This is a genomic window from Paraburkholderia xenovorans LB400 (assembly GCF_000013645.1).
Classification (GTDB): Bacteria; Pseudomonadota; Gammaproteobacteria; order Burkholderiales; family Burkholderiaceae; genus Paraburkholderia; species Paraburkholderia xenovorans.
Genome location: NC_007951.1, coordinates 1,950,299 through 1,964,264, shown reverse-complemented (window position 1 = coordinate 1,964,264; position 13,966 = coordinate 1,950,299). Strand labels below are relative to the sequence as shown.

Below are 13,966 nucleotides of genomic sequence, written 5' to 3'. Positions count from 1 at the left end.
ATAAACGGAGCAAGGCATGAGCAAGATCATTCTCGTTACCGGCGCGTCCAGCGGCTTCGGCCTTATGGCTGCGCGGGCACTCGCCCACGCGGGCCATACCGTGTACGGCACCATGCGCGACATCGCCGGCCGTAACGTAAGGCAAGCGGCAGCGACGGCCGCCTGGTCGAAGGAACATGGTGTCGACCTGCGTGCGCTCGAACTCGACGTGACCTCGCAGGAATCGGTCGATGCGGCGGTCGCGAAGGTGATCGCCGAATCGGGCCGCCTCGACGTGCTCGTCCACAATGCCGGCCATATGGCTTACGGGCCGGCCGAAGCGTTTCTGCCCGAGCAGTACATCCACCTCTACGACGTCAACGTGGTCGGTACCCAGCGCCTGAACCGCGCGGCGCTGCCGCATATGCGCAAGCAAGGTGAGGCACTGCTGCTGTGGGTTGGCTCGTCGAGCACGCGCGGCGGCACGCCGCCGTATCTGGCGCCGTACTTCGCCGTCAAGGCGGCAATGGACGCGCTCGCGGTCAGCTATGCGTCGGAACTCGCGCGCTGGGGTATCGAGTCGACCATCGTCGTGCCGGGTGCGTTCACCAAAGGCACCAACCACTTCGCGCATGCCGGCGCACCGGAAGATGCGGCGCGCGCAGCGGAGTACGCGAAGGGCCCGACGGCCGATATCGCCGACATCAGCATGAAAGGCCAGATTTCGGCTGAACCGGCCGACGCCGATCCGGAAGAGGTGGCGCGCGAGATCGTGCGTGTCGTCGATACGCCGTTCGGCAAGCGCCCGTTCCGCGTACATATCGACCCGTCCGACGACGGCGCGGCCGTGGTCAACGCGGTAGCCGACCGCATGCGTACCGAGGTGCTGACTCGCTTCGGTCTCGCCGATCTGCTGAAGCCGCGAGCCAGGGCTTGATCGGCGTCGCGGGATGAATCGTCCAGTTTTTGTCCGCGAGTCTGCGGTGTCACGACAGACGGGATCGCGGAGACCCCCAACCTTGCAGGAGTAGCGCCATGCCCTTTGCCAATGTGAAGATCCCAGCCGGTCTCATCGACGAACAGCAAAAAGCAGATCTTGTTGCGCGCCTCGCCGACACGCTGGCGGGTTTTTTTGGAGAAGGATCGCGTCAGACGACCATGATCCTGATTGAAGATGTAGCCGATGGCGGATATTATCGCGCCCGTGAAATCATTACGGCGGAGACGTTGAGGAAGCGACCAGCCGGTAGTTAATACGCATCGCTAAATAATTCGCAACCCGAGATGAGGCTGCGCATTATTCATTTCCGAAAATCGACCGGTAATAGCGCGCCCCGCTATCCAGATGCGAGCCCAATTGGAACCCGCGGCCGAGCATGTGTTGCATGTCGGCGTGATCGATACGCATCACATAGCTGAACTGATTGGTGACGAGTTGGCAGGACTGCCCCTGCCCTTCCGACCCGCTGAACCACTTCCCGGGATCGGCGTGACCTCTCGCGAACGTGCGGCCGCCAGTTTCGACCTGCCAGCCTCCGTCGAGCAAAATCCAGTATGGCGCGTCGGGCGCGCGCGAGTCCTCGCATTTTGCGATGACAGCGCCGGCATCGGCCGCCCATTCATGAGAATGGCGGATGACCCATTGCAATTGTTCGGTGGACAAAGCCGTGAAGAACGGCGTATTGCGCAGCAGGAACCGATAGGTCACTGCCGAGCGCATCGTCATCCGGCCCGCGGCATCGGGCTCGTGCGTACCGCTGCAGGCCGCCGCTCCCAGCGTCGCCGCCAGCACGCATGCGGGCGCAACCAGGCACCGAAACCATCGCGCCGGATCGCTCCGCTGTACGCCGTTTCCGCTCCCAGCTACGTTGCGCCCGCGCCGACGGGCCAGCCACACCGCGCGTCCCAACCGGCCTGTACGAACGAAACCCCAGCCGGTACGCGAGCAACGGCTCGTCATACTAGACGGCCCACGCTCGACCCGCGTCCCAAAGCGATTGAGCCCAGGCGGCAACACGCTCCGGCTCGAACCTGACCGCACGCCAAAGCTCCTCGGCCGCGGCGTCTGCAAGCACGTGATCCTTTCCTGCCCGGAGGCCCGCCAGCATTCGCTCGGCAACCTGAACCGGTGAGGTCTTTTCGCCCGTCACGCGAGCGGCCATATCCGTGTCGATAAAGCCGGCATAGACGCCCATCACGTGCGTTCCCTGCGCCTTCAGTTCCACGCGCATGGCGTCGGTCATCGCCAGTGCCGTGAACTTCGAAGCGCAATAGGTGGCGTTGAACGGATAGACATACCAGCTCACCACCGACAGCATGTTGACAATCGCACCACCGCCGTTGCGCGCCAGGATCGGAGCAAACGCCTTGGCGATGCGCAATGGGCCAAACGCATTCACATCCAGTTCGCGGCGCAGCGCCTGTTCCGAATCGTCAGCAAGCATTGGCGTTGCGAGCATGATGCCTGCGTTGTTGATGACCAGGTCGACATCGCTGCACTTCTCTGCCGTGCGCGCCACGGAATCCGCGTCCGTGACATCGAGCGCGACTGGCGTAACGACGTCGTGCCCGATCACAGCTGGATTACGCATACCGGCGTAGATTCTGGCAGCACCGGCCTGCGCCAGCTGGTCGACGATAACCTTCCCCAAGCCTCGATTGGCACCTGTGACGAGTGCCGTACAACCTTTGATGTTCATAGGGTTTCCATTTGTGAAACAGTCGGGACGCATCTTTGGCCGCGTGCTCAATCGGGCAGCCGGATACCGGAGAACGACTCGCACAGATCAATCAGCCTGTCCTGCGTGCTGTGATCTCGCGTTGCGGGATTCGGCGCACGCCGCTGCAGGTGGTAAAAATACTCGCCCGAGACCATCGCACCCGGATCATCACTGGCGGCCAGCCAGACCTGCGTGCGATGTGCCTGATCGAGATCGTCCGGTGCCGAAGGGCCGCCCATGCGCGTCGGCACCCAGCCGGGCTCCAGCGCATTGGACATGACGTCGGGCCAGCGGCGGGCAATGGCAAAGGCGAGCAGAACGTCGTACAGCTTGCTCTCGGCGTAGGCCTCGGAGCCATTCCAGCGGCGCTGCTTCCAGCGTGTGTCCCCGAGGTTCGCGGTAACCCCATGGTGCATGCCGGAACTGAGGTACACGAGACGACGTGGTCGCTCGATCAGAGCCGTCAGCACGTACGGCGCCATCACGTTGACGGCAAAGACATGTGGCAGTCCGTCTTCCGTCTCGATTCTTTTCGGCTCGCGGTAGCCGATACCCACGTTATGAATGACTGCGTCGAACGTTCCGAGCCGGTTGACCTGCTCCGCAGCCGATTTCATTTCCGCTATGCGCGAGAGGTCGCCGGTCACAATCGCGGCAGCGCCGGGAAGACGCTGGCGCACGTTGTCGGCACGCCGCGGACTGCGCGCGTGCAGCACGACTTCGTGTCCCTGGGAAAGAAGTAATTCGGCGGCCATGAATCCCAGGCCATCGGTCGAACCAGTAATGAAGATCCGTGACATAGCAATATCCGGCAGTACGATTACGAAGACCTCAATGACTTCGCGAGGACCAGTGCGAGGCCGCCGGCCAGCATGCCTGCGATCCCGACCCACGCGGCGTGACCGCGATACAGTGGCATGGCGAGCGCCGAGCCGGCGGCTCCGCCGAGAAAGAAACCGCCGACGTACAGGCTGTTCAGGCGGTTTGCCGCCGTCGGCTCCAGTGCGAGCACGCGCCGCTGGGAAACGACGTGGCTTGCCTGAACACCGCCGCTGATCCCGACGACAATGATCAGCAGCATCCACCAGGGCGGATCGAAGCACATCAGGAGACCCGAAGCCGCAACGGCCGCGGTCGCGGCAATCGACGTGACAAACGTTCGACCGCGGTCTGCGAGGCGCCCGGCCAATGGCGCGACCAGTGCGCCTGCCGCTCCCGCCAGACCGAAGCAGGCAATCGCCGTCGCATGAAAACCGTAGCGGTCTCGCAACCACATCGGCAGCGACGTCCACGTCATGCTGAACACGCCGAACAGCAGCGACTGGATCGCCGCACGCTTGCGAAGTTCCCCATATCGACGCCAGTACCGGGGCAGCGAAGCGACGATCTGCAGATAATTCATGCGCGTCTGCGACTGCCACTCGGGAAGGACGCCGCGCAACCAGGGAATCAGGATCAAGACCGCTGCCGCTTCAAGAAGAAACAGTGCCCGCCAGCCCAGCGCATCCCCGAGCAGATTTGCAACCGGCCACGCGGCCAGGATGCCCCACAGCAGGCCGCTGGTTACGCCGCCGACCACGCGGCCACGCGATGCGTCGTCGCAAAGACGGGCGGCCTGCGCGACGATCAACTGCACCGCGACGGAGCTGACACCGATACCCGCAGCCGCAACGAGAAACCAGACGCCGGCCGGTGAGAACGCCGCCAGCAACATGCTTGCCGCCGAAGCGGCAAGCACCACCGTCAGCAGGCGCCGGTTCTCCAGCCGGTCGGCGAGCGGCGAGACGAACAGCAGGCCCATGCAGTAGCCGATCTGGCTCAGCGTCACGACGAGCCCCGCCAGATTCGGCGCGAGGTGCAAGTCAACGGCAATCCGCGCCGTCAACGGCTGGGCGAGATAGCTTCCTGCAGCAACGATGCCGCAGGCGCCGGCCAGCTGCGGCACCACGCCTCCCACCGATATCGAGCCGACTCGCGCCCGCCCTTCCGTGCTCATCGCTCAGCCTGCCCGTTCGATCAGGCCCAGCAGTACCTGATCGAGCGTCGTGGAACCACGGCGCGGCGTGTGCTCGAAACGGATCCAGCCTTCGTTGAATCCGTCCAGCATGCGGATACGCGGAATCGGGTTCTTCATCCCCTGGCTCAGGAACAACGATTCCCACTGATCGCGTGGCACCGCTTCTGCGCGTACCGCGCGGCCGAGCAGGCGGCCAAGCGCCTCCGCAATCGCATAAGGCGAAACCCCTTCGCCCGGGCCGACGAGTTCGACCACCCGCTTGCCATCCCAATGCTCGGTCAGCAGTTCCGCTGCCACGTGCCCGACGTCCGCCGTCGCGACCATCGGATAAAGACGGTCGAGCGGCTGCAGGAAGCTCTGGATCACGCCCTGCTCCTTCGCCGGCGCGATATCCCACAGCGTGTTTTCCATGAACCAGCCCGGACGCAGAAACGTTACCGGCAGCGGCAACGTGCCGAGCATCCTTTCGATCATGCCAAGCTGGCTCAGCAGATTTTCTTCCGTCGCCTGCGCACCGATGGTCGACAGGCTGACGATCCTGCCCGGCTGGGCTTCACGCAGCGCAGCGCTCAGCGCATCCGCGATTTTACGGACCTCGGGAAAGCCAGGCTGGGGGTCGAAGCTCGGCGGAATCAGCACGAACACGGCCTCCGCGCCGCTGAATGCCCTGGCGAGTGACGCCGCGTCGTACATATCCGCCACGGCGACCTCACATCCCTGTTTCGCCCAGATCTCGCCCTTTGCCGTATCGCGCACGACAGCGCGCACATCATGCCCTGCCGCGAGCAGGGTCCTAGCGACGACGCCGCCGACCTGGCCGGTGATACCGGTGATTGCATACATGATCGAAGCTCCTTTCCAGAATTCACCTTCGATGAAGGTTTGCGACAGATTCTGGCAGGCTGCAGGCCAACCCTCAATGACATGAATGGAATATGATTTATGCCATAAAGTCACTTATAGAGATTGATAGAGATTGCCATGAACAGATTCGATGAACGTCACCTGAACGGCATGGGGGTATTCGCGGCAATCGTCAGGTCGGGCAGTTTCGCGGAAGCGGGCAGACAGCTGGATATGTCCCAATCGGGCGTGAGCCGGTCCGTCGCCCGGCTGGAAGCCCGGCTCGGTATCCGGCTGTTCGACCGTACGACGCGGGTAGTCAAGCTGACCGACGAAGGGCGCCGTTTCTATGAACAGATCGCACCGCTACTGGCCGGACTGGAAGAAGCCGAAGCGATGGCTGCCGGGGATAGAGCAACGGTACGCGGCCACCTGCGTGTGAACGTCGATCCGTTCTTTTCACGGCTCATTCTCGGCCCACACCTCGAGGCGTTTCTGGACCAGTATCCCGCGATACACGTGGACCTGATGACGCGAGATCATCTGGGCGACATGGTGTCCGACGGCTTCGATCTGGCTGTCCGCTTCGGCGAGCCGCGCAATTCGAGCCTGGTCGCGCGCAAGCTGCTGGATACGCGCATCCTGACCGTCGCGGCGCCGGCCTACCTGCGCAGACATGGTCGCCCGGCTCAGCCCAGGGAGTTGGAGAGTGGCTCGCACGTCTGCATCGAATTCCTGAATCCGGAAACCGGACGGCCGTTCGTCTGGGAATTTCATCAGAAGCGGAAGAAGATCCAGATACAGACGAACGGGCGCCTGACGCTGAACGACGTCGGCACCATGCACAGTGCGTGTCTCGCAGGCTATGGCATCGCCCAGGTCATGGAAATCGGCGTGGAAGCGATGATTGCCAGCGGCAAACTGGTCGAGCTGTTTCCCGACTGGCGGGACGACAGATTTCCGCTCTATGCGCTCTATCCATCTCGTCACCATCTCCCGGCCAAGACCCGAGCATTCATCGATTTCGTCGCCGCGCTCACCGCCAGGTAAAAGCCAGAACAGCGATCACAAGGGTCCGGCTGCCAGCGGCCCCGACGAAGCGCCGGGACAGCCAGGTCGCGAGCCGCCGGGGCATGACTCAAACCTGGCCCTTTGCATCTGCTGCTATGCCCCGGACCGTCCCCCCATCCAGACCACGCCTATATCAGATCATCCAGGCTGCACGCCCCCATTACTTCAAGCACCGTGATGCCAGCAGGAACCATCATAATCAACGCCTCGTTGACATCCACGTTTCCAGATGGCTCTGTCTGATGCTGCATTCGCTTCATCGACGTGCGACGAGATCAAGCGAAACGTCCCAAAGGCGCACTGCCTGATCAGGATCAATCGCCCAACGGCGCACGCCACGCACATCGGGACTATCGTCAGCAACAATCGGGGAGATGTCACAATCCGCGCAATATACGCCGCCCTTACCAGAAAGCTGTGCGCTGGTCGCCGCCCAAAGACTGGTCGAGGCGCCTTGGGCGATACTCTTAAGGGGGGACGGTACATAGTCGGGTCCCACCTGTACAGCCTGAGTCGCAGCCTTTTTCTCCTCGTCCGTCATGTGACGACTGAGATTGGTCGTCGGGATTCTCCCGGGGTGCACGGCAAAACCCCGAATTCCGGCCCCCTTCCCCAATCTGTCGAGATGCACTGCGAACAACGCGTTGGCCGTCTTGGATTGGCCATAAGCGCGCCACGGATCATACGGACGGGTAAGGTAGTTCAGGTCATCAAAGTTGATTGCCGAAAATCGATGGCCAAGCGACGACAGCGCCACCACGCGGGCACTCCCGGCCACGGCAAGCGCATCCCATAGCTGCACCGTTAGCTGAAAGTGTCCCAGATGGTTGGTTGCGAACTGCAGCTCGTAGCCACGACTATCGCGCGTGAGCGGGGTTGCCATGATACCCGCATTGTTGACGAGAATATCGCAGCTGTTGTGCGTGCGCAGATAACTGGTCGCGAAATTGTCCACCGAGTCCGGGTCAGCGAGGTTCAGTTCCACGACATCGACATTTTCGAGGCCAGCCAGCGATTCCATGGCCTTGTCCACGCCGCGTGCCCCTACAACAACTTTTGCGCCCGCCTTCACAAGGGCTTTAGTTGTTTCCAGTCCGATGCCCGAGTGGCCCCCAGTGACAATGGCGACCTTTCCATGAAGGTCGATTCCGGCCATTACCTCTTCTGGCTGTGTCTCGACGCCGAAACCGGAAATAAGGGGTTGCTGTTGGGTGGTCATAAATCTCCTTTTAAAATAGACATTTTTCGTCTATTTGTATATCTTTTTCGGAATGAAAGCAAAGCTTTTTGGTGATGTCGTGAATGTTGAACACAATCCGTGCGGGCAGGGCGGCAATGGCGCACCACGACTCAATGGCTGGCGAACAGCCCGTGCGGGCTCATGGATTCGAGCCGCACCTCCGTTCCTCGTCCAACGTCGGAAAATTTCAAGCCGAAGCGATGCAGGCGCACAACAGCCTGTACCAGCGAGTCGCAGACCGCTTCTCGGAATGCCCGCCACAGCGGTGCCGTGCGTGCGCGACATAATGATCAAGTCCAGCCGTCAATACAGCCGCGCCGCCCTGGGTGCCGACACAGCACGTGTACGGTACACACACAGCACTACCACGAGGCCCGCGTAAGTCGCGGGCCCCCGTCCGCATCTCGCTACTCGTGCGGCCACGCGAAGCCCACCAGCTTTTCGCTCAACACCCAAAGCTTTCTTGCAAGATCCGGATCAACCGCATAATCGCGCACGGTATTGGCTAACGGACTGTCCGGCGTAACTGCAGGCGAGATATCGCAACCTGCGCAATAAACACCGTCCTTGCCGTCGAGCTGACTGCTCAACGCTGCCCACACCTGAGTCGCAGCCCCCTCCTGGATGTTCTTGACATAGACCTTGCTGAACAACAGCAAGGGCATGGCCAGCAACTCCTTGAACGTCAGTGAGCGCTTGAGGGCTGTCGACGGAGTCCGGCCCGGATGCACGGAAAGGCGCGAATGCCGAATGGCTGCCCGAGCCTGCCCAGCTCCACTGAGAAAGGCGCGTTGGCCGTCTTGGACTGGCCATAGGCCTTCCATTTGTCGTAGCGCCTTGAACCGAAATTCGGATCGTCGAAGTCCACAGGCGAATAACGATGACCGTACGAGGAGAGCGTCACCACGCGCGCACCGCCGGCTTTTTCAGTGCGTCCCATAACAGCGCCGTGAGCTGGAAATGTCCAAGGTGATTGGTCGAAAACTGCAACTCGTACCCCCGACTGTCCTTGATCAGCTTCGGCAGCGCCATGATGCCGGCGTTATTCATCAAGACATCGATCTTTTCATGAACCTTCAGCACCTGCGTCGAAAAACGGGTGATGGAAGCCGGATCGGACAGATCCAGGCCCAGCAACTCAACGCCCTGGTGCCGGCCAGGGCGGTACGCGCCTTGGCTATGTCGCGCGCACCGACGATGATTCGGGCACCCGCCGCAGCGAGCACCCGCGTGGATCTAAGCCCGATCCCCGAGTGACCACCCGTGATAAGGATGGTCTTGCCGCTCAGGTCCTCGAGCAACTTCCTGCGCCGTGGTTCGTTCACCCCAAACTGAATTCATGGGCTGCTGCATTTCCATTCTCCACATGCTCAACGCCCTGCATGTACAGACCGTACCAATATGGCACGCCTCGCAGATTAGACACATATACAAATTAAGTCTAATCATACACGTAATTGACGAACATACCAAAACTGTCTAATCATCCAGGCATGGACAATCAGAAACGCAACTTGATACTCGACCGTGCACTCGAAGTCTTCGCGAGGCACGGCTATAGGCGCACCTCGATGAACGACATCGCCGAAGCCGCCGGTGTCTCGCGCCCGGGGTTGTACCTTTATTTCCAGAGCAAGGAGCAGATTTTCAACGACGCCATCGACCATCAGAGCGTGCGTCTTATCGAGGAGATCGGGGTCGGCCTGAACGCACGCGCGGCCACCGAGGCACGCCTGCTTCACGCTTTCGAGGTCTGGACAATCCGGAACTTCGACGCAAACCGGACATCCCCGGAAGCTCAGGAAATTGCCGACGCAGCGCCCGTACTGGCCAAGGAAGCGCACAAGGCCGCATATCGCCGGTTCGAATCGCTACTGGCGTCGATCCTCGATGCAGAGCATGGAACCGCACGTCAGCGCCTGCCATCCGATGAGACGGCCCATCTCCTGGCAAGCGCGATGCGGGGCTTCAAACTGGTTGCAGAAGACAGTGCAGAGCTGCGGCAAATGATCTGGAGTCTGATATCGCTCGCACTTCACGAACCGGACATGGCACACGCTCCCACCCGCCCGCCCGCAAAGACGCGCACGCGCAGAAAAAGCTGACGCATATGCGGGGATCATGCGAACGGAAGGGGCCTTGAACACCTTGATCAGCGCCCTTCCTCTATGCGCTCCTCCACAATAAGCGCGACGGCAACGCCATCTCGACTTCGCCGCGATATCCGTTTGCCTGCAGCGTCCCGACAGGCGTTCGTTGCGTGATCTCTACAAGTGACATGTCAGTCGCGCCAGATTCCTGTCCCTAGCGCGCAGGCAAAGGCCGATGCAATAACACCCAGTCCACACAAAGCAGCAACAGCGACACAAGCGCTGCGCCAGCGGCAGCCATGAACGCACCGGGGATCCCGTAGAACCGCGCGATGATACCGGCCCCCGTTACTATCTTCACTCCTCGATAATGGAGGATTTGGCCAGCCAGGCCCGGCATGATTCCCGCCCCCAGTCGCAGTCATGATCCGGGGGGTGTTGTCACCGGGCCTGGTGGGTGGCTGGTGATCGCTAATAGGGGCTCGGCCAGGATATCTTGAGGCCGTCCGTAACGTGGATGCCGAGACTTGCCACCGATGTTGCAGGCCAAACCGTTCAACCTGCAAAGCCTTCGATGCAAGAAAACCAACAACATAGCTCTGTCGATGTATTCGTCGGCGTCGATGTCGGCAAAGGCCATCATCACGCCGTCGCCCTCGATCGGACCGGAAAGCGCCTTTACAACAAGGCGCTGCCCAACGATGAGGCCAAGCTGCGCGCCCTCATCACCGAACTCAAGACGCACGGCCAACTCCTGTTCGTCGTCGATCAGCCCGCCACCATCGGCGCGTTGCCCGTGGCAGTCGCCCGTGATGAAGGTGTTCTGGTCGCATATCTACCGGGTCTGGCTATGCGCCGCATCGCTGACCTGCACGCTGGTGAAGCCAAGACCGATGCCCGCGATGCCGCCATCATTGCTGAAGCCGCTCGCTCAATGCCGCATACGCTGCGGTCACTTCGACTGGCTGACGAACCACTCGCCGAACTCACCATGCTGTGCGGCTTCGACGACGATCTCGCCGCACAGATCACGCAGACCAGCAACCGCATTCGCGGCCTGCTTACCCAGATTCATCCCGCGCTGGAACGGGTTCTGGGGCCGCGCCTCGACCACCCGGCCGTGCTCGATCTGCTTGAGCGGTACCCGTCGCCCGCCGAGCTTGCCGCGACCAGCGAGAAAACACTCGCCAACCGCCTCACCAAACTTGCACCTCGCATGGGCAAAAGCCTTGCTACCGAAATCTGCCGCGCGTCAAACAAGATGAGAGCAGCGCGTCAATCTGGATGAGAGTACTGGCGTTGCGGCAGCGGTGGAGGGCGTAGCCCGGAACCGCTGCCGCAACGCCGCGCCGAGGAGTCCGCCCCGCTGCCGGGGTGCCTTGTCGGTGGTCGCGGTAAATCGGGTATGAACAGCTCTTCCATGTAGCGAAGGGAGGCTGAGTTGCCCGGCCGACACATCAACGACCATCAGATGAGGCTCTACATGAAGTACAGACTCAAGGAAGGACCAGCTCAAGCGGCTGCGCGCGCCGGGTTCAGCGCCGCCACGGGTTATCGCATCGATCGGGACCGGCGACTGCCATCGCAGAAGAAGGCCCCGCGCGGGCGTCGCCGGGCCGATCCCCTCGTCGCGATCTTTGACACCGAGATCGTGCCGCTGCTCCAGTCCGCCCCCGGCATCCGGCCGATAGCCGTACTCGACGAGATGCTTCGGCGCCATCCCGAGCTCCCGGGCAACGTGCGTCGCACTCTCGAGCGGCGTATTCGCGACTGGCGCGCCCTTCATGGCGAGGAACGTGACGTCATGTTCCGTCAGGTACACCAGCCCGGTCAGCTAGGCTTGTCCGACTTCACCGAGATGGACAGCCTGGGCATCACCGTGGCGGGTATCGCGCTGGACCACCGCCTCTATCACTTCCGGCTGGCCTGCTCGGGCTTTGAGCACGCTCACGTCATTCTCGGCGGCGAGAGCTATGTCGCGCTGGCCGAAGGGCTTCAGAACGCCATCTGGGCACTCGGAGGCGCACCGCGCGAGCACCGCAGCGACAGCCTGTCGGCGGCGTTCCGCAATCTCGATGCCGACGCGCGCGAGGATTTGACCACGCGTTATGATGCGCTGTGCGCTCACTACGGCATGCAGCCCACACGCAACAACCGTGGCGTTGCCCACGAGAACGGCTCCATCGAGAGCCCTCATGGGCACCTCAAGAACGCAGTGCGTGATGCGTTGCTTCTGCGCGGCAGTCACGACTTCGACGATCTCGATTCCTATCGCCGCTTCATCGACGAGATCGTCGGTCGAATCAACGCGCGTAATGGCAAACGCATTGAGGCCGAGCGTGCACTGCTTCAGCCGCTTCCGGTCCAGCGTACGTGCGACTACGAGGAAACGCGCGTGTACGTCACGACCACCTGCGGCTTCGTCCTGCGCAAGGTGTTCTATACCGTCCCGTCACGACTGATAGGCCATCACCTGCGCGTGCGGCTGTATGACGACCGCCTGGAGCTGTTCCTGGGCGGCACGGCCCTGATGACACTGCAGCGCGGCCGTGCGGGCCCCAATGGCAAGCACGGCCACGTCATCAACTACCGGCACGTCATCCACGCGCTGCGCCGCAAGCCCATGGCGCTGCTCAACCTGGTCTATCGCGATCAGATCTTTCCGCGCGAGGCCTATCGCCTGACCTTCGATCGCCTGCTCGAGCAGCTCCCGGAGCGTCAGGCATGCAGGACCATGGTTGAACTGCTTAGCCTGGCCCACGAGCACAACTGCGAAGCGCAACTGGCCCAGGCACTGCAGCAGTGTCTGGGCGATGGACGGTTACCCGACCTGGACACACTGTGTTCGCGTTTCGAAGCGAAGCGCACGAACAGCATGCCGGAGGTGAACGTCCAGCTGGCACCGCTGAGCGACTACGAAGCCCTGCTTGACATGGCAACGGAGGTGACGGCATGAGTCTCGACATCGACGCCACCCGCCTGTCGCTGCTGCTCAACGATTTGCGGCTGCCCGCCATCAAGCAGATCTGGTCCAGCTTTGCCGAGCGATCCGACACGGAAGGCTGGCCGGCAGCGCGCCTGCTGATGGCGCTGGCCGAACACGAGATCGCCGAGCGCGATCGACGCCGGGTCGAACGTCACCTCAGGGACGCAAAGCTGCTGCCGGGCAAGACGCTGGAGAACTTCGATTTCGACGCGGTGCCGATGGTGTCCCGCGCGCACGTCTCGGCGCTTTGCGCTGGCGACGGCTGGCTGCGTAACGGCACCAACCTGATTCTTCTGGGACCGAGTGGCGGTGGCAAGTCGCACTTGTCGTCGGCCATCGGACTGAGTCTGCTGGAGAAGGGCTGGAAGGTCCTGTTTGCGCGTACCACCGACCTCGTGCAGCGGTTGCAGGTCGCGCGCCGCGAACTCGCTCTGGAGTCCGCCATCAACCGGCTGGATCGCTTCGATTTGGTCATCCTGGACGATTTCGCCTATGTCAGCAAGGATCAGGCCGAGACGTCGGTCCTGTTCGAGCTCATCAGCGCCAGATATGAACGCCGTTCTCTTTGCATAACAGCAAATCAACCGTTCGGCGAATGGGACAAGGTCTTCCCCGACCGGGCCATGACGGTGGCCGCCGTCGACCGGCTGGTCCATCACTCGACCATCTTTGAGCTGAACGTCGAAAGCTACCGTCGCCGTACGGCCCTGCAGCGCAAGCAGCAGGAACCGGGACGCCCGGCCAGTCGCGCGACACCAAAGAACGTTGGCGTGCCACCGACACAGGAGGATCAGCACGGCATTGACCTCACCAACTGACCCGCTGTCTCATCCTGATTGACGCGCGGCTCGCAGGTAAAGCTAGCCGGCGTCAATCAACCCATCACCTTCCACGCCACCCCATTCTCATCCTGATTGTCGCGCAGCCAGAATACCTGCGGCGTCACACATTACACAGCAATCCTCAACGACGGAAGGCTTCAGCTTGATTGTCGCGCGACACCCGCTCGCCCGCGTCAAT

Annotated in this window: 14 protein-coding genes and 2 pseudogenes; 7 read left to right on the top strand and 9 right to left on the bottom strand. The window is 61.9% G+C overall.

Annotated features, from left to right (window positions below):
* The first annotated feature begins 16 nt into the window (after positions 1–16).
* On the top strand, positions 17–916 hold the full coding sequence (locus BXE_RS08610; protein WP_011487963.1) for an SDR family oxidoreductase: 900 nt from the start codon (positions 17–19) through the stop codon (positions 914–916).
* A 98-nt stretch (positions 917–1,014) separates the two neighbouring features.
* Positions 1,015–1,233 (top strand): tautomerase family protein, encoded by a 219-nt coding sequence (locus tag BXE_RS08605; RefSeq protein ID WP_011487962.1) that lies wholly within the window; start codon positions 1,015–1,017, stop codon positions 1,231–1,233.
* Between the two features lie 43 nt (positions 1,234–1,276).
* Here BXE_RS08605 and BXE_RS08600 read toward each other — a convergent pair whose 3' ends face one another.
* From BXE_RS08600 to BXE_RS08580, 5 genes are all read right to left on the bottom strand, one after another.
* Positions 1,277–1,771, bottom strand: coding sequence for a hypothetical protein (locus BXE_RS08600; RefSeq protein WP_233518794.1), 495 nt, complete (start codon positions 1,769–1,771; stop codon positions 1,277–1,279).
* 169 nt (positions 1,772–1,940) lie between these two features.
* Entirely contained in the window at positions 1,941–2,678 is a 738-nt protein-coding gene (locus BXE_RS08595) for an SDR family oxidoreductase (RefSeq protein WP_038456387.1), read from the bottom strand.
* A gap of 47 nt (positions 2,679–2,725) precedes the next feature.
* Positions 2,726–3,499 (bottom strand): SDR family NAD(P)-dependent oxidoreductase, encoded by a 774-nt coding sequence (locus BXE_RS08590; protein ID WP_011487959.1) that lies wholly within the window; start codon positions 3,497–3,499, stop codon positions 2,726–2,728.
* A gap of 20 nt (positions 3,500–3,519) precedes the next feature.
* The gene (locus BXE_RS08585; RefSeq protein WP_011487958.1) at positions 3,520–4,695 is read right to left on the bottom strand and encodes an MFS transporter; all 1,176 of its coding nucleotides are present in this window, start codon (positions 4,693–4,695) and stop codon (positions 3,520–3,522) included.
* Between the two features lie 3 nt (positions 4,696–4,698).
* On the bottom strand, positions 4,699–5,559 hold the full coding sequence (locus BXE_RS08580) for an NmrA family NAD(P)-binding protein (protein WP_011487957.1): 861 nt from the start codon (positions 5,557–5,559) through the stop codon (positions 4,699–4,701).
* A 138-nt stretch (positions 5,560–5,697) separates the two neighbouring features.
* Between BXE_RS08580 and BXE_RS08575 the strand changes: the two genes are divergently transcribed.
* Positions 5,698–6,609 carry a LysR family transcriptional regulator gene (locus BXE_RS08575; RefSeq protein WP_011487956.1) on the top strand — a complete coding sequence of 304 codons (912 nt, stop codon included), beginning with the start codon at positions 5,698–5,700 and terminating at the stop codon, positions 6,607–6,609.
* 277 nt (positions 6,610–6,886) lie between these two features.
* Here the strand turns inward: BXE_RS08575 and BXE_RS08570 are convergent, their stop codons facing one another.
* The 4 genes and pseudogenes from BXE_RS08570 to BXE_RS48040 all read right to left on the bottom strand — a co-directional run bounded on the left by BXE_RS08570 (position 6,887) and on the right by BXE_RS48040 (position 9,096).
* Positions 6,887–7,849, bottom strand: coding sequence for an SDR family NAD(P)-dependent oxidoreductase (locus BXE_RS08570; RefSeq protein ID WP_011487955.1), 963 nt, complete (start codon positions 7,847–7,849; stop codon positions 6,887–6,889).
* 428 nt (positions 7,850–8,277) lie between these two features.
* Positions 8,278–8,535 carry a hypothetical protein gene (locus BXE_RS48050; protein ID WP_322787367.1) on the bottom strand — a complete coding sequence of 86 codons (258 nt, stop codon included), beginning with the start codon at positions 8,533–8,535 and terminating at the stop codon, positions 8,278–8,280.
* A 20-nt stretch (positions 8,536–8,555) separates the two neighbouring features.
* Positions 8,556–8,810, bottom strand: coding sequence for a hypothetical protein (locus BXE_RS48045; RefSeq protein ID WP_322787379.1), 255 nt, complete (start codon positions 8,808–8,810; stop codon positions 8,556–8,558).
* Positions 8,771–9,096, bottom strand: a pseudogene (locus BXE_RS48040) (SDR family NAD(P)-dependent oxidoreductase). Before BXE_RS48040 ends, BXE_RS48045 begins: the two are co-directional and overlap by 40 nt.
* Before the next feature lie 345 nt (positions 9,097–9,441).
* Here BXE_RS48040 and BXE_RS08560 point away from each other — a divergent pair.
* From BXE_RS08560 to istB, 4 genes and pseudogenes are all read left to right on the top strand, one after another.
* A complete protein-coding gene (locus BXE_RS08560; protein ID WP_233518795.1) occupies positions 9,442–9,975 on the top strand; it encodes a TetR/AcrR family transcriptional regulator in 534 nt (177 codons plus the stop codon).
* A gap of 559 nt (positions 9,976–10,534) precedes the next feature.
* Positions 10,535–11,212, top strand: a pseudogene (locus tag BXE_RS08555) (IS110 family transposase); the annotation flags it as partial.
* 219 nt (positions 11,213–11,431) lie between these two features.
* Positions 11,432–12,916 carry an IS21 family transposase gene (gene istA / locus BXE_RS08550; protein ID WP_038456258.1) on the top strand — a complete coding sequence of 495 codons (1,485 nt, stop codon included), beginning with the start codon at positions 11,432–11,434 and terminating at the stop codon, positions 12,914–12,916.
* On the top strand, positions 12,913–13,764 hold the full coding sequence (istB, locus tag BXE_RS08545) for an IS21-like element helper ATPase IstB (RefSeq protein WP_011487036.1): 852 nt from the start codon (positions 12,913–12,915) through the stop codon (positions 13,762–13,764). The genes istA and istB overlap by 4 nt, the downstream gene beginning before the upstream one ends.
* Positions 13,765–13,966: the final 202 nt, after the last annotated feature.